Raw genomic sequence first — 19373 nt, 5'->3', positions numbered from 1 at the left:
GGTGAACGCGCACGCGCGCGTGGATGCGGTCCACGCGCGCGTACCTAGGTACGTACTCCTGCTTCTACGTCCTCACAACAATGGCCCGGATCGTTTGCTAGGCAGAAATGCCATCGATCCGAGCCATCGCGTCGTCCGCGCCGAACGGCTGCAAATACGGCAGCCAGCGCGGATCCCTATGTCCGGTCCCGATGATGCGCCACGCGAGGCCCGAGGGCGGCGCGGGCTTGTGCCGCAGCCGCCAGCCGAGCTCCATGAGGTGCCGGTCGGCCTTGACGTGGTTGCAGCGGCGGCAGGAAGCCACCACGTTGTCCCAGGCGTGCTGGCCGCCTCGGCTCTTGGGGATGACGTGGTCGACGCTGGTTGCGACGCCACCGCAGTACATGCACCGACCGCCGTCGCGGGCGAACAGCGCCCGTCTGGTCAGCGGAACGGGGCCGCGGTAGGGAACCCGTACGAACCGCTTGAGGCGGACCACGCTGGGTGCGGGGACGGTGCGGGTGGCACTGTGCATGAAGGCGCCGGATTCCTCGAGGCAGAGAGCCTTGTTCTCCAGGACGAGGACGAGCGCGCGGCGGAGCGGTACGACGCCGAGCGGCTCGTACGACGCGTTGAGGACCAGGACATGCGGCACGGATGCCTCCTTGTACGCCGGCGGCGCGTGGCTCGCGCCGGGACGATCTGCTGCCAGTCTCCCCTCATGCCTGGTCGAAGCGCCACCATGTGCCGGTAACGGCCTTGAAGTGTTTTCGACCACAGGTCGTCCGGCGATGATGCGTCACTTCCTTCTTTCCCAGGTGAACACCGTCTCTCCCGCCCTCCTCCTTCGAACATCACAACGATCCACACACGATGCCCCGTTAGTGTGGTGGGTCTGCCCGGTTCCCCCCGGCTCATCGTTGATCGCTGTTGATCGCTCTTCGTTCGCCGGGCAGGCCGCTATTCCTGGAGGTACCTGCCGTGCTCTTGTCCGCCCTTTCGGCAGCCGGAGCGAACCCGGACGACACGCCATCGCCGAAGCCACCCACCTTCGAGGACGCCCAGGAGAGCGCCACGAACGCGGCGAGCTGGGTCGAGCAGAACTGGTCCGCGTGGCTCGGCATCGGCCTGCGCATCGTGCTCATCGTGGCGATAGCGATCACTCTGCGCATCCTGGTCCGCCGGGCCATCACCAAGCTGATCGACCGCATGAACCGCACGGCGCAGGCCGTGGACGGCACGGCGCTCGGCGGTCTCCTGGTCAACGTCGAGCGGCGCCGCCAGCGCTCGCAGGCCATCGGTTCCGTGCTGCGCTCGGTGGCGTCGTTCCTGATCCTCGGCACCGCTGCCCTGATGGTGCTCGGCACCTTCGAGATCAACCTCGCCCCGCTGCTCGCCTCGGCGGGTGTCGCGGGCGTCGCGATCGGCTTCGGCGCGCGGAACCTCGTCACGGACTTCCTCTCCGGCGTCTTCATGATCCTGGAGGACCAGTACGGCGTCGGGGACTCGATCGACGCGGGTGTCGCCTCCGGCGAGGTGATCGAGGTCGGCCTGCGCGTCACGAAGCTGCGCGGCGACAACGGCGAGATCTGGTACGTCCGCAACGGCGAGGTCAAGCGCATCGGCAACCTCTCCCAGGGCTGGTCCACGGCCGGCGTCGACGTGACGGTCCGCCCCGACGAGGACCTGGACAAGGTCAGGGCCACGCTGGCCGAGGTCGGCGAGGCCATCGCGAAGGACGAGCCGTGGAACGAGCGACTGTGGGGCCCGGTGGAGATCCTCGGCCTGGACAGCGTGCTGCTCGACTCGATGGTGGTCCGCGTCTCGGCCCGGACGATGCCGGGCCAGTCGCTTGGGGTCGAGCGGGAGCTGCGGTGGCGCATCAAGCGCGCCTTCGACGAGGCGGGCATCCGCATCGTGGGCGGCCTGCCGGTGGCGGTGGCCGAGAACGCCGCCGACCCCTCGGCAGGCGTGGCGGCCCCCTCGGCCTACGCCTCGGCCACGTCCCCGCAGTCCCTGGCCACCGCACCGATCACCCCACCGCCGAACCTGGCGAAGTAGTCCGTTCTCGCACGGCTGGCGCCATTCGCGTCGCACCTTCTCGGCGACGGCGCGATCCCACTCCGCGTAGACCGTCTTCCCGACGGCCTCCAGCCGCCACCCCCAGCTGTCGGCCAGCGCCTCCACCAGGAGCAGTCCCTGCCCGAACTGGTCCGTGCCGTCCGCCACGCGCGGCTCCGGCAGCCGCTCGCCTCGCGGGTCGGTGACCTCTATGCGGAGGGTGTCGACGGTGAGGGTGATCCGTACGCGGATGAGGCGGTCACGGAGACTGCCGTGCAGCAGCGCGTTGGTCATCAGCCAGGAGATCTGACCGTGCCCGAGTTCACCTTCACCAAGTCGAGTTACAGCAACACGGCAGGCGAGTGTGTGGAAGTAGCCACCAACGTGCGGGGAACGGTCGCCATACGTGACTCCAAGGACCCGGACCCCCACGCCCCGATACTTCGCCTCACCCCGGCCACCTGGGCGGCTTTCACCACGTCACTCCGCTGAACGCGGCCTGCGGGGCGGGAGCCTTGCCGGGCCGGTGGCGTTGCTCGGTCACCGGGGCCGCCCGGTTCTCCGGAAGTGTGGCGGTTCCGCCCCGCCAGTAAAGGGCGCTCCTGCGTCGCGTCGGCTCCGCCGATTCCGCTCCGCTGCACCCTTGACTGCCGGGCCTCCACCGCAGGGGATTTGCTGACCGGGCGGCCACGGGTGGGGCGACGGGGACGGTTGGGTGGGCAGCGAGGTGTGAGTGCCGGGTGCGGACTGGTTCGTCGCAGCCTCGCCGAGGCCGAGGATGCTCGGCCGGGCGGACCGGCTGCGCTCCGGTGGGCGGTGCGGGTTGGCGGCCGGGTGCGGACTGGTTCGTCGCAGCCTCGCCGAGACCGGGCACGCTCGGCCGGGCGGGGCGGTTCCGGTCCGGTGGCGGCTCGGGCATCGCTGCCGGGTGCGGACCGGCCCATACGAGGCGCGGGCGACACGGGGCGGGCTCGGCTTGTTCTTCCGCCGCCGACACGGACGGACGAGGGCAGCGGCCAGGGCCGGCCGCAGCAGAGTTCACCTTTCCGGCTCGGCTCCACCGTCGCAGGCACGCGGTACGCAGTACGCAGGCGCGTAGGCGGTACGCCGTTCGGGGCGTGCTGGCCAGGTAGCGCAGGAAAGTCCCGCTGTCTGGCCTGGTCGCCTGCCTCTGACTTGCTGTTTCTCTGGCGCGGGTGGGGACTTTTCTGCAATCCCTGCGTGTCACATCTGGGGCGGCCCGGGAGGTCCTCGTGGGGCCGCAGGGGGGGGCAGGGCGGGGAGTTGGGGGCGTATACGTCCGGCTGACCGGCTGAGACTGGCGGGCTGGCGGGCTGGCGGGCTGGCGGGCTGGCGGGCTGGCGGGGACCAACTTTGCGGACAGCGCACTCGCCGCCGCGTGCGCCCCCCGTTGGTCGAAACGCAACCTGCGCAAAGTTGGTGCCCGTCCCCCTCCCAGAGCGGTCGACCGCCAGCTCGCCAGCACAACCTCCCGGGCCCGCCCTCCGTATAGGCCCGCCCGCACCCAGCCGCCACGCTGGCCCATCCACCCGGCCGAGCGACGCCCCTGCCCTGCGCCCCGTATGGGCCGGTCGCACCCGGCCACGACACCCGACGCCGCCACCGGACCAGAGCCGCCCCGCCCGGTCGAGGCCGTACGAGCTGACCCACTCCCCGTATGGGCCGGTCCGCACCCGGCAGCGATACCCGACACCGCCACCGGGGCGGAACCGTCCCACCCAGCCGAGCATCCCCGGCCTCGGCGAGGCTGCGACGAACCAGTCCGCACTCGGCCGCGACACCCGACACCGCCACCGGAGCGCAGCCGGTCCGCCCGGCCGAGCATCCTCGGCCTCGGCGAGGCTGCGACGAACCAGTCCGCACTCGGCAGTGAAACCCGATGCCCCGAGCGGAGAAGCCGGCCCGCCCCCGCCCGCCTTGCCCCTTGGCGTTCACGCCAGAAGGACTAGTCCGCACCCGGCAGGCAACTCGCACCGTCCACCCAACCGTCTCCGTCGCCCCACCCCGTGGCCGCCCGGTCAGCAATCCCTCTGCGGTGGAGGCTCGGCAGTCAAGGGTGGAGCGGAGCGGAATCGGCGGAGCCGACGCGACCGTAGGGAGCGCCCTTTACTGGTGGGGCGGAACCGCCACACTTCCGGAGAACCGGGCGGCCCCGGTAAGCAAGCAACGCCACCGGCCCACCGAAGCCCCGTAAGCACGCCCAGAAACGCAGCCCTTGCAACGCCGCCCCTCCCAGGTAACGACTTGGTTGCCGCAAAGCCCTCTTCTCTTGACGGCATATTCACGCCAGGCCTAGCGTCCACACCCGTCAGAACGTTTGGAAAGTTTCCTAACAGTTAACCGGCGGCGAGCCGACAGGCACAGGCAGGTGGCGTCATGGCAGCAGGCAGCACCCCGGGGGCTCCGGGCACCCCTGGCACCCCCGGCACGCCCCGCGTCCTGCGGGCCATGAATGACCGGGCCGTGCTGGATCTCCTCGTAGCGCACGGCCCCCTCACCCGTACCCGCATCGGAGAGCTGACCGGGCTGTCCAAGCCGACGACCTCCCAGCTCCTCGGGCGGCTCGAAGCGGCCGGCCTCGTGCACACCACCGGCAGCCTCAGCGGGCGCCCGGGGCCGAACGCCCTGCTGTACGAGATCGACCCCGGCGCCGGGCACGTCGCCGCGCTGTCCGCCGACCCCACCGGCATCACCGCCCTCGTCGCCGACATCACCGGCACCGTCCTCGGCAAGGAACGCGTGGAGGCCGACGCCGTGGCCGAGGACGTGCGCCACCGCACCGCCCAGCTCGTCACCGAGGCCGTCGACGGCGCCCTGCGTCAGGCGGGCCTCGGCCACGAAGACCTGCGGGCCGCCGTCATCGGCACCCCCGGCGCCATCGACCCGCACACCGGCCAGCTCCGCTACGCCCCTCACCTGCCCGGCTGGCACTCCCGCACCCTGCGCGACGACCTCGCCGCGGTCCTCGGGACCCCCGTCGCCATCGAGAACGACGTCAACCTGGCCGCGGTCGCCGAGCAATACGAAGGCGCCGCCCAGGACCACGACAACTACGTGCTGACCTGGCTCGACGACGGCGTGGGCGCAGCCATCGTGCTCGGCGGCACCCTGCTGCGCGGCGCCACCGGCGGCGCAGGCGAGATCGGCTACATGCCCCTCCCGGGCGCCCCCCTGGCGCACGGCGGCCCGGAGGCGACCCGCGGGCCCGACGGAGGCGGCGGATTCCAGAGCCTCGTCTCCGCACCCGTGGTACGCGAACTCGGCGGCCCCGAAGCCACCCTGGAGGCCGCCCTCGCCGACGACACGGTCCTCGCCGAAGTGGCCCGCCGCCTCGCCACCGGCATCGCCGCCGTCGTCGCCGTCGTCGACCCCGAACTCGTCGTCCTCTCCGGGTCCGTGGCCCAGGCGGGCGGCGACAAGCTGCGCGTACGCGTCGAGGAGGAGCTGACCGGGCTCGCCCTGCCGCGCCCGCAGGTCCGCATCAGTGAACTCGCCGGTGACCCGATCCTCACCGGCGCCCTCCGCGAAGCCCTCACCCAGGCCCGTGACCAGGTCTTCGACACGGCCTGAACCCACAGAGCACCAGACCACCAAAGCACCGTAGCCCCAGAAGCTCCGCCCCCCCTCCCCCCGTACTCCGTAAAGGAAGTCCGCCATGCCGCGATGGCGCATACCCGCGGCGCTCGCCGCAGCCGGGCTGTTGCTCGCCGGCTGCGCCAACCCGAGCGTCGGCAGCGCGAACGACGACCCGACCAAGCCGGTCACCCTGAAGTTCTGGCACGGCTGGGCGACGCCCGGCGAGGTCAAGGCCGTCAACGACAGCATCGCCCGGTTCGAGAAGCTGCACCCGAACATCGACGTGAAGGCCACCGGCAACGTCTCCGACGCGACCGTCAACCAGGCCCTGCGCGCGGGCGGCGACAAGGCCCCGGACGTGGTGTCGTCCTTCACCACCAACAACGTCGGCCAGTACTGCGACTCCGGGATGTGGGCGGACCTCGATCCCTTCATGGAGAAGACCGGGCTGGACAAGCGCAAGACGTTCCCCAAGACGCTGCTCGACTACACCAGTTACCGCGGCAACCAGTGCGCCCTGCCCCTGCTCGCCGACGCCTTCGGCATGTACTACAACAAGGACGCCTACAAGAAGGCGGGCATCGAGCGGCCGCCGCGCACCATGTCCGAGTTCGAGGAGGTCAGCAAGAAGCTGACGATCCGCAGCGGCAAGAACTCGTACAAGCAGGTCGGGTACCTGCCCAACTTCCGCTTCTACCAGAACAGCCCCGACCGGCTCTTCGCCCAGTGGGGGCCCAAGTACTTCAACGCGGACGGCGAATCGCGGCTCGCCGACGAGCCCGCCACGTACGAGTTCTTCAAGACCACGCGCGAGCTGGCCCGCGTACAGGGCGGCTTCGACGATCTCGAACGGTTCCGGCTCACCTTCGGTGACGAGATGTCCAGCCAGAACGCCTTCCTGACCGGGAAGGTCGCCATGCATCTGGACGGTGAGTGGCGCGGACTCATGCTGGACGAGGCCAAGGCCAAGTTCGACTGGGGCGTGGCTCCGCTGCCCGTTCCCGACGACCAGGCCGAGACGTACGGGCGCGGCTTCATCACCGGGACCGTCGCGGGGATCGCGCACAGCAGCAAGCACCAGAACGCCGCCTGGGAGCTGGTGCGGTTCCTGACCGCGGACACCGAGCAGGTCGTCAGCTTCGCGAACGCCATCCACAACGTGCCCTCCACGTTCGCCGCGCTCAAGTCACCGAAGCTGGACGCCGATCCGACCTTCCGGACGTTCTTCGACATTCTGGAGAACAAGCACAGCGAGGCCCTGCCGCCCTCCGTCAACGGCGGCTCGTACGTCGTCTCGCTGATGGACTTCGCCTACTCCGTCGAGGCCGGGCGCGCCGGTGACCTGCGCAAGGGCCTGAGGAAGCTCGACGAGCAGATCGACGCCGACATCCTCCAGTCCAAGAGCTGAAGACCGGAAGAGATCACGTGCTGACGAGCTGAAGAGCTGAAGAGCTAAGGAACCCCCGCCCATGGCAATGACCCTCTCCAACCCCGCGCGCCGCAGACTGCGCACGCTCGGCTTCCTCTCCCCCTGGCTGGTCGGCTTCAGCGTCTTCTTCGCGTATCCGCTGATCGCCACCGTCTACTTCTCGTTCATGCACTACAACCAGATCAAAGAACCCACCTTCGTGGGTCTTCGGAACTGGACGTACGTGTTCGAGCAGATGCCCCTGTTCGGGCCTGCCCTGTGGAACACGCTCTGGCTGGTCGTGGTCATGGTGGCCGTGCGCGTGGTCTTCGGGCTCTCGCTCGGGTTGCTGATCACGAAGATCAAGACGGGTGCCGGGCTCTTCCGCACCGCCTTCTACCTGCCGTATCTCGCCCCGCCGGTGGCCGCCACCGTTGCCTTCGTCTTCCTGCTCAACCCGGGCACGGGCCCGGTGAACGAGATGCTGGACGCCGTCGGGATCTCCGGGCCCAACTGGTTCAACGACCCGGACACCGCCAAGCCCTCGCTCGTGATGCTCTCCTTGTGGGGCATCGGCGACCTGATGGTCATCTTCATGGCCGCCCTGCTGGACGTGCCCAAGGAGCAGTACGAGGCGGCGGACCTGGACGGCGCCGGGGCGTGGGCCAAGTTCCGCTACGTCACGTGGCCCGCGATCACGCCGATCGTGATGTTCGCGGTGGTCACGGGTGTCGTGCAGACCATGCAGTACTACACGCAGGCCCTGGTCGCCGGAAAGGTCGCCTCCGGCGTCAACATCGGGCCGGGATCCGTCATCCAGCCCGGCTACCCGGACCACTCGACCCTCACGGTCCCCCAGCTCGTCTACCAGATGGGCTTCCAGAACTTCAACACCGGTGCCGCGTGCGTGCTCTCGCTCGTACTCTTCGCCATCGCCATGGCCGTGACGTTGCTCCTGATGCGCAAGCGCTCCGGGCTGCTCTCGGCGGAGGACTGAGGACTCATGACGACTACGACTCTCAGCGCGCCCGCCGCGCCGGCCACCACCGCCCCCAAGCAGCGCGGCCCCGCAGCCGCCCGCGCCCGCCGCAAGCGGGTCCTGCACTGGATCGCGGTGCACAGCGTGGCGATAGCCGTCGCTCTGCTGTTCGTCCTGCCGTTCGTCTTCGTCTTCCTGACGTCGGTGATGAGCGACGCGCAGGCCATGAGCGGAGACCTGTGGCCCGACACCTGGCACTGGTCGAACTACAAGGCCGTGTTCGAGACGCCGGGCTTCCTGGACTGGTGGCGCAACTCGCTCATCTACGCGGGTCTCGGCACCCTCTTCACGGTCTGCTCGGCCATCCCCGTGGCGTACGCGCTCGCCAAGTTCCGCTTCCGCGGGCGGCGCGCCGCGATGCTGCTCGTCATCTCGACGATGATGCTGCCGCCGCAGGTCATCGTCATTCCGATGTACCTGGTGTGGGCGCAGCAGTTCCACCTGTCGGGCACCTTGTGGCCGCTCATCATCCCGATGGCGTTCGGCGACGCGTACTCGATCTTCCTGCTGAGGCAGTTCCTGCTCACCATCCCCAAGGAGTACATCGAGTCGGCCAAGGTGGACGGCTGCGGTGAGTTCCGCACCATGGTCAAGATCGTCGTGCCGATGGCCAAGCCGGGCATCGCCGCCATCGCGCTCTTCCAGTTCTTCTACTGCTGGAACGACTACTTCGGGCCGCAGATCTACGCGGCCCAGAACCCCGGCGCGTGGACGCTCAGCTACGGCCTGGAGTCGTTCAAGAGCGCCCACAGCGTCAACTGGAACATGACCATGGCCGCGACCCTGCTCGTCATGGCGCCCGTCATCGTCATCTTCTTCTTCGCACAGAAGGCCTTCGTCGAAGGCGTCACCCTCACCGGAGTAAAGGGCTGAGAACCGATATGAAGCTCGCAGTGGTCGGCGGAGGGTCGACCTACACGCCAGAACTCATCGACGGATTCGCGCGGTTGAGGGACTCCCTGCCGATCGAGGAGCTCGTCCTCGTCGATCCGGCCGCCGACCGTCTGGAGCTGGTGGGCGGCCTCGCGCGGCGCATCTTCGCCAAGCAGGGGCACCCCGGCCGCATCGTCACCACATCCGACGTGGACGCGGGCGTCGCGGACGCGGACGCCGTGCTTCTGCAACTGCGCGTCGGCGGGCAGGCGGCCCGCAACCAGGACGAGACATGGCCCCTGGAGTGCGGCTGCGTCGGCCAGGAGACCACCGGCGCGGGCGGCCTCGCCAAGGCGCTGCGCACGGTCCCCGTCGTCCTCGACATCGCCGAGCGCGTACGGCGGACCAACCCGAACGCCTGGATCATCGACTTCACCAACCCCGTGGGCATCGTCACGCGCGCGTTGCTCCAGGCCGGGCACAAGGCGGTCGGCCTGTGCAACGTGGCGATCGGCTTCCAGCGGAAGTTCGCCAGGCTGCTCGACGTCGCGCCGGGCGAGGTGCACCTCGATCACGTGGGGCTCAACCACCTGACGTGGGAGACGGGCGTACGTCTCGGGGGCCCCGGCGGCGAGGACGTGCTGCCCAAGCTGCTCGCCGAGCACGGGGACGCGGTCGCCGCCGATCTGCGCATGCCGCGCGAGATCGTCGACCGGCTCGGTGTCGTGCCCTCGTACTACCTGCGCTACTTCTACCAGCACGACGCGGTGGTCCAGGAGCTGAGGACCAAGCCGTCGCGCGCCGCCGAAGTGGCCGAGATGGAGCGTGAGCTCCTGGAGATGTACGGCGACCCGACGCTCGACGAGAAGCCTGCGCTGCTCGGCAAGCGCGGCGGAGCCTTCTACTCCGAGGCGGCCGTGGACCTGGCGGCCTCGCTGCTCGGCAACGGCGGCAGCCCCCACCAGGTGGTCAACACCGTCAACAACGGCACGCTGCCGTTCCTGCCCGACGACGCGGTCATCGAGGTGCAGGCGTCGGTGGACGGCACGGGCGCCACGCCCCTCGCGGTCCCCGCGCTCGACCCGCTGTACGCGGGGCTGATCGCCAACGTCACCGCCTACGAGAACCTCGCGCTGAAGGCCGCCCTGCACGGCGGCCGCGACCGCGTCTTCAAGGCACTGCTCGCCCACCCCCTGGTCGGCCAGTACGCGTACGCCGAGCAGCTCACCGACAGCCTGATCGCGCACAACCGGGAGCACCTGGCGTGGGCGTAGGCACGAGCGTGCTCGCGATCGACGCGGGCAACAGCAAGACCGACGTCGCGGTGGTCGCGGCCGACGGCACTGTCGTCGGCGCGGCCCGCGGCGGCGGGTTCCAGCCCCCTCAGGTCGGCGTCGGGCCGGCGGTGGACGTGCTCGCGGACGCGGTGACGCGGGCGTTCGCCGAGGCGGGGGTCGACTCCGTGGGCCATGTGTCGGCCTGCCTGGCCAACGCCGATCTGCCGGTGGAGGAGCGGCAGTTGGCGGACGCCCTGCGCCGGCGCGCGTGGGGGGCTTCGGTGGACGTGCGCAACGACACCTTCGCCATCCTGCGCGCCGGGCTCCTGGAGGACGCCGAGCCGCGGGGCGTCGCCGTGGTCTGCGGGGCGGGCATCAACTGCGTCGGCATGCTGCCCGACGGGCGCACCGCGCGCTTCCCCGCGATCGGCCGGATCTCCGGCGACTGGGGTGGGGGCGGCAGCCTCGCCGAGGAGGCGCTGTGGCACGCGGCGCGGGCCGAGGACGGCCGCGGCGGGCCGACCGCGCTGCGCGGGACGCTGCCCGCCCACTTCGGCCTGCCGTCGATGTACGCGCTGATCGAGGCGCTGCACCTGGGCCGCATCCCGGCGGCCAGGCGGCACGAGCTGACGCCGGTGCTCTTCGCCACCGCGGCGGCGGGCGACGCCGTGGCGCGCTCGCTGGTGGACCGGATGGCCGACGAGGTCGTCGCCATGTCGACCGTGGCCCTCGACCGCCTCGGGCTGCTCGCCGAGAAGGCCCCGGTGCTGCTCGGCGGCAGCGTCCTGGCGGCCCGCCATCCGCAACTGGACGACAGGGTTCGGGCGTTGCTCGCCGAGCGGGCCCCGAAGGCGGAGCCCCGGGTCGTCACCGCGCGGCCGGTGCTCGGCGCCGCGCTGCTCGGCCTCGACCAGGTGGGGGCGCCGGCCGGGGTGCACGCGCGCGTGCGGGAGCAGTACGAGAGCGGCGACGCCTGACGGTCCCCGCAGTGGGCGCACGTTTCGAGCCGCGTCGGGCCAACGCCCGGCGCGGCTCGGCTCGTTCGGGGGAGAGAGGGGACCGAACACAGGCCGAACACGGAACCGAACGCCTTCGAATCTCGTGTTCCAGAGCAGGGATCCGAACAAGATCGAGTCAAGGCCTGTGCGGATGTCAGTCCCTGCGGCAATACTTGCGGCCGTGGACTTCTCGTGCCGGTGCGCCGGGGCGGGAGCCGCAGTCCGATGACCAAGGGGGAGGTCGAGGTCGAGGTGTCACATCCGCCGAACGGCAGCGCGATGCCGCCGGGCCCGCCCGGACCACCGGGTCCGCCGGGGCCGCCCGCGCAGGCCGGGCCTCCGGGCCAGACTTCGGGCCGGACTCCGGGCCAGACCCCGGGTCCGCCCGCCCCCACGCTGCCCGCCGCCCCGTCGCAGCCCCCTGGTGTTCCGCCCGCGCGCCGGTCTCCCGATACGCAATCCGCCGCCGGCCGGCGCACCGCCTGGGCCGAGGGCATGGACCGGCTGCGCGCCGCGGCGACCACCGAGCCGGGCAGGCTGCGGATCATCGGCGCCCTCCTCGCCGCGCTGGTCCTCGCGTTCGGCGCGGTCACCACCTGGCAGATGTCGGACCGCTCGGCCGCCGCGCACGACGTGCTGTACCGCAGCCAGCCGCTGAGCGCCGACGCCGCCGCCATCTACCGCTCGCTGGCCGACGCCAACACCGCGGCGTCCAGCGGTTTCCTCGCCGGCGGCCAGGAGCCCGAGGCCGTCCGCGACCGGTACGACCGGGACATCGAGCGGGCGTCGGAGAAGCTCACCACGGCCGCGTCGAACGCGGGATCGACCTCGTCGTCGGCCGCCGCCGTCGGCAAGCTGAACGAACTGCTCCCGGAGTACACGGGCCTCATCGAGCAGGCCCGCGCCAACAACCGCCAGGGTTTGCCCCTGGGCGGCGCCTATCTGCGGTACGCGAACGACAAGATGCAGACGCAGATGCTCCCGGCCGCCGAGAAGCTGTACGAGGCGGAGAACGCCCGCCTGGCCTCCGACTACGACAAGGCCAAGCCGTATCCCTGGTTCGCCATCGCCCTCGGCGTCCTCGCGCTCGCCGCCCTCGCCTGGGCGCAGCGTCGCAACTATCGCCGTACGAACCGGGTGTTCAACCACGGCATGCTCGCGGCGACGGCCGCCTGCACGGTCGTGCTGCTCTGGCTCGTCGTCGGGCACACCGTGGCCCGCTCCGGGCTCAACGAGTCGTACGACGACGGCGTGCGCTCCCTGAACGTCCTCAACGACGCCCGCATCAAGTCCCTGAAGGCCCGGGGCAACGAGAACCTCACACTGGTGAGCCGGGGCGCGGAGACCATCGAGGTGAAGGGCAAGAGCAAGGACAAGTTCGACGTCTCCTACCGCGCGCTGATGAAGCAGCTCGGCGACAAGGACAGCGGCCTCCTCGGCAGGGCCGCGGACCTTGCCAGGGGTGACGCGCGCGGCGCGGACCCGGTGGCCGAGGCCGCCGAGAGCGTGGTCGTCTGGGAGGACCGCCACGAGGTGGCCCGCTCCAGCGACGACTCCGGTGACTACCAGGGAGCGCTCGACAAGGTCATCGGCGCCAAGGGCGCGACCGGCGAGTGCTTCGACAACGTGGACGCGGCCCTGGACCGGGCTTTGAAGCATGAGCAACGTCAGTTCAAGCAGGCGGCCGAGGACGGCAGGGGCGCCATGCGCGGGCTGCCCGTCGGTGCCGCGGTCCTCGCGGTGCTCGCCGCGGCGGGTGCCGTGCTCGGCATCGGCCGCAGGCTCTCGGAGTACCGATGACGGGGCCGACGGCGGAAGGGAGCGAGCGGACGATGAGGACACGACACGGCATGGCCGGGCCGAGCGGCGGGCGCCGGGCGGGCCTCGGCGCGCTGGGCCTCGCCTGCGCCCTCACGGGGGCCCTCGTGGCCCTGCCGCACGGCGACAGCGGCAGGGACGGCGGCAGGGACGGGGACGGCGCGGGCCGCGGCGGCGAGACCGTCGCGGTCGCGGCACCCGCGCGGGCCGAGGCCGACGACTGCAACGACCAGAGCCTTCCCCCGGCCGACGACGACGGCCCGACGATCGAGGCCATCAAGAACCGCAAGGTCAAGAAGATCGTCATCGGCGTCGACCAGAACAGCTACAGCTGGGGCTACCGCGATCCGAACAAGAAGGGCGGTGAGCTGAAGGGCTTCGACATCGACCTCGCGCGGGAGATAGCCGAGGAGATCTTCGACAAACGTGACGCGGTCGTGTTCCGCGCCATCCCGACCAACAAGCGCACCGATGCGATCAAGGGCGGCCAGGTCGACATGGTCGTACGCACCATGACCGTCAACTGCGAGCGACTGAAGGACGTCGACTTCTCCACCGGGTACTTCAAGACCGGCCAGCAGGTGCTCGCGCCCAGGAAGTCCACCGACATCACGGGCTACGACAAGTCGCTCAAGGGCAAGAAGATCTGCTCGGCCGCGGGCTCCATCGCCGAGGACGAGCTCAAGAAGAAGAGCTACGGTGCCGACATCTCCACCACGGTGCCCAACCAGCTCGACTGCCTGGTGCGGCTGCAACTGGGTGAGGTGGACGCGGTGGTGACCGACAGCGCGCTCGCCGCGGGCCAGGTGGCCCAGGACCCGACGCTCGAACTCAAGGGCAAGGAACCGTTCACCACCGAGTACTACGGCGTGGCGATGAAGAAGGGCTCGGACGACCTGGTCCGCAGGGTCAACAAGGTCCTCGCCGACTACCGCGCGGACAAGGACGGCTGGCAGAAGTCCTACGACAAGTGGCTCAGGGGCCCGATCGGCAAGGACGCGATACCGCCGAAGGCCGAGTACCGCGACTGACAGACGCGGACGTTATGCATGAGGGCGTACAACTGGCTCGTAACCAACGCGGAGTTACGGCAACGCAGAGCGGAGAGGTGATCGATGAGCGTCACGGGACCCCCCGGCCCGTTGATGGACCGGGACGAGGTGGACCGTGCGCTGGCGCGGCTCGACGCCGAGCACGAGGCGATCGAGACCTCGCTCCTCGCCCTCCAGGACCACGCCGGGCGCCGCCTCCTGGAGGGCGCTCGGCTGACCGGCGTCACCGAGGAGCGCTGGGCGGCTGCGGAGAGCCGGATCACCCTGCTCTGGGCCTACTTCGACGCCTACGCCGGTGCCCTGCACGCCGCGCGTGAGCTGCGCGCCCGCCGCCGCTGGCCCAGCCGCGAGGACCTGGCGGAGCTGACGGAGCTGCTGCGCGGGGAGTCCGTGACCCTGGCGGGCGGCTCCGCGTCCGGCACCTCCCCCTCCATCACGGGCCCCGCCAAGCTGACCGAGCGCTTCACGCTCGAAGAGCTGGTCACTCGTATGAACGACCTGTACGCGCACTCGCTGGACATGGTGGTGGCCGCCGACGCGGTGTGGTCGGCGCTGCCCGCCCGCATCGACCTGCTCGCCGCCGAGCTGTCCCGCACCCGTCAGCTCGCGCACTCCGTGGGCGTGCGCCCCGGGGAGCACCCCTCGGGCGACGACCTGGAGCGCATCACGCGCGCCCTGACCGCTCTGCGCGAGCAGGTGATCAGCGACCCGCTCGCCTTCTGGCAGCGCGCCGAGGGCAGTTCGGCGCCGGGCGGCGGCCGTGCGCACACCGACCGCTACGACCGCGAGGCGCGCGCCCTGGAGGAGGTGCGCCGCGAGATCGAGGCGGTGCTCACCGTCCGCCAGGACGCGGAGGTCAGGCTCGGCCGGCTGCGGGACGTGCTCTCCCGCGCGGACCGCACGCTGGCGGAGGCGAGGAACGCCCGCGGCGAGGTCCTCGCGAAGATCGCCGCCTCCGAGGTGCCCGCGGTCAGCGGCCCTCCGACCGCGCTCCAGGAGCAGCTCGCGATGGCCTCCGACTACCGAAGGAACGCCCAGTGGCACCGCCTCTCGCCGCTCCTGGAGTCACTGGAGGAGAAGGCCGAGGAGGAGCTGCTGCGGGCCCGTGAGTCGCTGACCGCCGTCACGGCGCCGCTCGCGGTCCGCGCGGAGCTGAGGGGCCGCCTGGACGCGTACAAGGCGAAGGTGGCGCGGCACGGCCACGCCGAGGACCCGCTCCTGATCGAGCGGTACGACGCGGCGCGCCGGATGCTGTGGAGCGCGCCCTGTGACCTGCGCGTGGCCGAGGAGGCGGTGCTGCGCTATCAGCGGGCCGCCGCCGAGGTGTTCGCGCCCAGGGTCCCGCAGCAGGGCGGGACCGCCGACCGGAGGGGGGAAGCGTGAGCCAGCGGCAGTGTCAGCGGCCCGGATGTGCGGGGTCGTACGAGGACATGGGCGGCGGCGAGCTGTACTGCGACACGTGCGGTCTCGCGCCGGTCGTCTCACCGACCGGCATGGTGGGTTCGCCACCGACCGGCATCACGGGCGGCGGCAAGGGCTCGCGGGGCTCCAGCAGTTCGAGTTCGCGTTCGTCCTCGCGCTCGTCCTCGCGTTCGTCCTCCCGTTCCGCCCGGTCGCAGTCCTCGCGCAGATCGGTGTCGGGGCGGCTCTCGCGCTCCCTCTCCGGCGGCTCGACCTCCCGTTCGGTGTCGGTGCGCAGCTCGGGCTCGGCGGCCCCGTCCTCGGGGCGCGGGCGGCTCGGCGTCGGCCTGGTCACCGTGCCGGACGTGCCGCGTCCCGACCCGCGCGGCGCGGTGCAGGAGAATCCGGAGGTGCCCGAGCGGAAGCGGTTCTGCTCGCGCTCGGACTGCGGGGCGCCGGTGGGGCGGGCGCGGGGCGAGCGGCCCGGCCGCACCGAGGGCTTCTGCACCAAGTGCGGCCACCCGTACTCCTTCGTGCCGAAGCTGAACGCCGGTGACATCGTGCACGGGCAGTACGAGGTCGTGGGCTGCCTGGCGCACGGCGGCCTCGGCTGGGTGTATCTCGCGATCGACCGCGCGGTGTCCGACCGCTGGGTGGTCCTCAAGGGCCTGCTCGACACGGGCGACCAGGACGCGATGGCCGCCGCGATCTCCGAGCGCCGCTTCCTCGCCGAGATCGAGCACTCGAACATCGTCCGCATCTACAACTTCGTCGAGCACCTGGACCAGCGCACCGGCTCCATGGACGGCTACATCGTCATGGAGTACGTCGGCGGCAAGTCCCTGAAGGAGATCGCCAACGGCCGCCGAGCGGCGGACGGCAAGCGCGACCCGCTCCCGGTCGAGCAGGCGTGCGCGTACGGCATCGAGGCCCTTGAGGCCCTCGGCCACCTGCACAGCCGCAATCTTCTGTACTGCGACTTCAAGGTCGACAACGCCATCCAGACCGAGGACCAGCTCAAGGTCATCGACATGGGCGCGGTCCGCAGGATGGACGACGACGAGTCCGCGATCTACGGCACGGTCGGCTACCAGGCGCCCGAGGTCGCCGAGGTCGGCCCCTCGGTCGCCTCCGACCTCTACACGGTCGCGCGCACGCTCGCCGTCCTGACCTTCGACTTCCAGGGCTACACGAACGTCTTCGTGGACTCCCTGCCCGACCCCGACAACATCGAGGTCTTCCGCACCTACGAGTCCTTCTACCGGCTCCTGGTGCGCGCCACCGACCCCGACCCGGCGCGCCGCTTCGCCTCCGCGCAGGAGATGGCCGAGCAGCTCACGGGCGTCCTGCGGGAGGTCGTCGCGCTCCAGACGGGCAAGCCGCGCCCGTCCCTGTCCACCCTGTTCGGGCCCGAGGTGAAGGTCACCGACACCGAGCTGTTCGCGGAGCTCTCGGGCGACGTGTCGCGGCTCGGAGTGCGTCCCTACGTCCCGGCGGGCGGCAACGGCCACCGGGCGCTGCCGCCCGCGCCCCCGACGTCCACGATCGTGCGGCCGCTGGAGTCGGCCGCGACCTCGCTGGCCCTGCCCGTGCCGCGCGTCGATCCGAACGACCCGAACGCGGGCTTCCTCGCCGGGCTCCTGGCGTCCGCGCCCGCCGAGCTGATCACCGCGCTCGGGGCGGCGCCCACCGACTCGGTGGAGCTCCAGCTGCGCGGCCTGCGCGCCCGGCTCGCCATGGGCGAACTGACGTCCGCCTCCCAGGCCCTCGTCGACCTGGAGCGGCAGCATCCGGACGACTGGCGGGTGGTCTGGTACCGGGGGGTCGCGGCCCTGGCCACCGGCGACTTCGAGAACGCGGCGCTCTCCTTCGACGCGGTCTACGACGCGTTCCCCGGCGAGGCCGCGCCGAAGCTGGCGCTGGGCGTCTGCGCGGAGGTGCTCGGCCAGCTCGACAACGCCGCCGAGTACTACCGCCTCGTATGGACCACCGACCCGAGTTATGTGAGCGCCGCGTTCGGCCTGGCCCGGGTGCGGCTCGCCGCCGACGACAGGACCGGCGCCGTGGAGACCCTGGAGTCGGTGCCGGAGTCGTCGATCCACTACACCGCGGCCCGCGTCGCGGCGGTGCGGGCGCGGCTGCGGCAGCGCCTCGACGGGCAGGCGGTGTCACCCGGCGCCGCCTTCCTTGACGATCTGACGGCCGCCGCCGGGCAGATAGAGGCCCTCGCCGGCTTCGGTCTCGACGCGGTGCGCAGGGAGCGCCTGTCGACCGAGGTTCTGGGGACGGCGCTCGACTGGGTACTCTCCGGTAGGCACTCTGGTCACGTTTCCGCGCCGCCGGCCACCACCGGCTCGCGGACCGTACTGCTCGGCAGTGAACTGGACGAGCGCGGTCTCCGGTTCGGACTGGAGCGTTCGTACCGGACACTTGCCCGGCTCGCACAGGGTGGCGAGGAGAGGATCGAACTGGTGGAGCGGGCCAACCGTTTCCGCCCCCGGACGTGGGTGTGAGTGATGTCGCAGATGCCCCAACTGTCTGCCTGTCCCAGCTGCGAGGAGCCGCTGGAGTCGGGCGACCTGTTCTGTGGTGCGTGCGGGTACGACCTGTCGGCCGTGCCGGCCCGTCCCGCCGCCTCCCCCAACGGGTCCGCCGGGCGCCCCGCCCCTGAAGCGTCCTGGCCCGTCGCCCCCGAGGTGGACAGCTCCGACACTCCGGTGCCCACCCATCTGGCCACCGACGTGCCGGGCACGGACTCGGCGGGCAGTGAGCCCGCGGAGCCCGACGAGTACCCGCTGCCCCCGCCGGGCGGCGCCCCGCCGCTGCCCGCCGATGGCCCCGCGGCCACCGCCGAGCCCGCAGACCCGCGTACGGCCGTGCCCGACCCGGCCGTGCCCGGCCCGGCCGCGGCCGCCAAGGTCTGCGTGGCCTGCCGCTCGGGGCGCGTCGACCCCGACGGGTACTGCGAGAACTGCGGGCACGCCCAGCCGCGCGAGCGCGACCACATGGAGCAGGAGCTCGGCGCGGTCGCCGCGGTCAGCGACCGTGGGCTCCGCCACCACCGCAACGAGGACGCGTTCGCGATCTCGGCGGCCGCCCTGCCCGACGGCTCCTCCGCGGTCGTCGCCATCGTCTGTGACGGCGTGTCCTCCGCGACCCGCCCCGACGAGGCCTCCCTCGCCGCCTCCCGCGCCGCCGACGAGACGCTGCGGGAGGCGCTGCCCCGTGGCACACACCCGCAGCAGGCCATGCACGACGCCATCCTGTCGGCGGCCGACGCCGTCAACGCCCTGGCCACGGAGCCCACTTCGGCCCGCGAGCACAGCCCGCACCAGAACGCGCCCGCCTGCACCCTGGTCGGCGCCGTCGTCGCCGGCGGTCTGCTCGTGATCGGCTGGGTCGGCGACAGCCGCGCCTACTGGGTCCCCGACGACCGCGGCGGCCCCACCGTCCGCCTCACCGAGGACGACTCGTGGGCCGCCCAGATGGTCGCCGCGGGTCTCATGAACGAGGCCGAGGCGTACGCGGACGAGCGCGCGCACGCCATCACGGGCTGGCTCGGCGCGGACGCCTACGAACTGGAGCCGCACACCGCTTCCTTCAAGCCCGACCGCCCGGGTGTAGTGGTGGTGTGCACGGACGGACTGTGGAACTACGCCGAGGCCGTCGAGGAGATGGCCCGGGCCGTTCCCGCCGACGCGGCGGACCGGCCGCTGCACAGCGCCCAGGTCCTGGTCGGCCACGCGCTGGACGGCGGGGGCCACGACAACGTAACAGTGGCCGTCGTCCCGTTCCCCTTCGTGCCGCAAGGGGCAGGATCGGCCTAGAGCCGGCGTACGCGCCGCGCACCACCGACGCGTCCACCGCACG

General features: G+C 71.4%; 14 protein-coding genes. 13 read left to right on the top strand and 1 reads right to left on the bottom strand.

All coding sequences use genetic code 11. The features are described 5' to 3' along the window. Window positions 1-97 precede the first annotated feature (97 nt). Window positions 98-634 carry an HNH endonuclease gene (locus ACZ6JY_RS01570; RefSeq protein ID WP_150184145.1) on the bottom strand — a complete coding sequence of 179 codons (537 nt, stop codon included), beginning with the start codon at window positions 632-634 and terminating at the stop codon, window positions 98-100. A gap of 326 nt (window positions 635-960) precedes the next feature. Between ACZ6JY_RS01570 and ACZ6JY_RS01565 the strand changes: the two genes are divergently transcribed. The 13 genes from ACZ6JY_RS01565 to ACZ6JY_RS01505 all read left to right on the top strand — a co-directional run bounded on the left by ACZ6JY_RS01565 (window position 961) and on the right by ACZ6JY_RS01505 (window position 19330). Then, window positions 961-2040 (top strand): mechanosensitive ion channel family protein, encoded by a 1080-nt coding sequence (locus tag ACZ6JY_RS01565; RefSeq protein ID WP_469191111.1) that lies wholly within the window; start codon window positions 961-963, stop codon window positions 2038-2040. Window positions 2041-2352: 312 nt separating this feature from the next. Beyond that, window positions 2353-2532, top strand: a complete 180-nt coding sequence (locus ACZ6JY_RS01560; protein ID WP_469191109.1) for a DUF397 domain-containing protein — start codon at window positions 2353-2355, stop codon at window positions 2530-2532. 1905 nt (window positions 2533-4437) lie between these two features. Further along, entirely contained in the window at window positions 4438-5631 is a 1194-nt protein-coding gene (locus ACZ6JY_RS01555) for an ROK family transcriptional regulator (protein ID WP_469191107.1), read from the top strand. A gap of 85 nt (window positions 5632-5716) precedes the next feature. Next, window positions 5717-7045: an ABC transporter substrate-binding protein gene (locus ACZ6JY_RS01550; protein ID WP_469191105.1), complete on the top strand. Its 1329-nt coding sequence runs from the start codon at window positions 5717-5719 to the stop codon at window positions 7043-7045. Window positions 7046-7106: 61 nt separating this feature from the next. Then, entirely contained in the window at window positions 7107-8042 is a 936-nt protein-coding gene (locus ACZ6JY_RS01545) for a carbohydrate ABC transporter permease (RefSeq protein ID WP_469191103.1), read from the top strand. Between the two features lie 6 nt (window positions 8043-8048). Beyond that, entirely contained in the window at window positions 8049-8957 is a 909-nt protein-coding gene (locus tag ACZ6JY_RS01540) for a carbohydrate ABC transporter permease (RefSeq protein WP_469191101.1), read from the top strand. A gap of 8 nt (window positions 8958-8965) precedes the next feature. After that, a complete protein-coding gene (locus ACZ6JY_RS01535; protein WP_469191099.1) occupies window positions 8966-10231 on the top strand; it encodes a 6-phospho-beta-glucosidase in 1266 nt (421 codons plus the stop codon). Beyond that, entirely contained in the window at window positions 10222-11211 is a 990-nt protein-coding gene (locus tag ACZ6JY_RS01530) for an N-acetylglucosamine kinase (protein ID WP_469191097.1), read from the top strand. The genes ACZ6JY_RS01535 and ACZ6JY_RS01530 overlap by 10 nt, the downstream gene beginning before the upstream one ends. Before the next feature lie 246 nt (window positions 11212-11457). Continuing rightward, window positions 11458-13032: a hypothetical protein gene (locus ACZ6JY_RS01525; protein ID WP_469191096.1), complete on the top strand. Its 1575-nt coding sequence runs from the start codon at window positions 11458-11460 to the stop codon at window positions 13030-13032. A 32-nt stretch (window positions 13033-13064) separates the two neighbouring features. Beyond that, window positions 13065-14081, top strand: a complete 1017-nt coding sequence (locus ACZ6JY_RS01520) for a glutamate ABC transporter substrate-binding protein (protein ID WP_469191094.1) — start codon at window positions 13065-13067, stop codon at window positions 14079-14081. Between the two features lie 84 nt (window positions 14082-14165). Then, window positions 14166-15485: a hypothetical protein gene (locus tag ACZ6JY_RS01515; RefSeq protein WP_469191092.1), complete on the top strand. Its 1320-nt coding sequence runs from the start codon at window positions 14166-14168 to the stop codon at window positions 15483-15485. A 47-nt stretch (window positions 15486-15532) separates the two neighbouring features. Beyond that, complete coding sequence (locus ACZ6JY_RS01510; protein ID WP_469191895.1) at window positions 15533-18016, top strand: serine/threonine-protein kinase; 2484 nt, start codon at window positions 15533-15535, stop codon at window positions 18014-18016. A 3-nt stretch (window positions 18017-18019) separates the two neighbouring features. Further along, complete coding sequence (locus ACZ6JY_RS01505; RefSeq protein WP_469191090.1) at window positions 18020-19330, top strand: PP2C family serine/threonine-protein phosphatase; 1311 nt, start codon at window positions 18020-18022, stop codon at window positions 19328-19330. Window positions 19331-19373: the final 43 nt, after the last annotated feature.

The sequence above is a fragment of the Streptomyces sp. NPDC046335 genome (genome assembly GCF_055587985.1).
The sequence above is the reverse complement of the archived record's forward strand: the minus strand, read 5'-3'. Positions and strand labels throughout refer to the sequence as shown.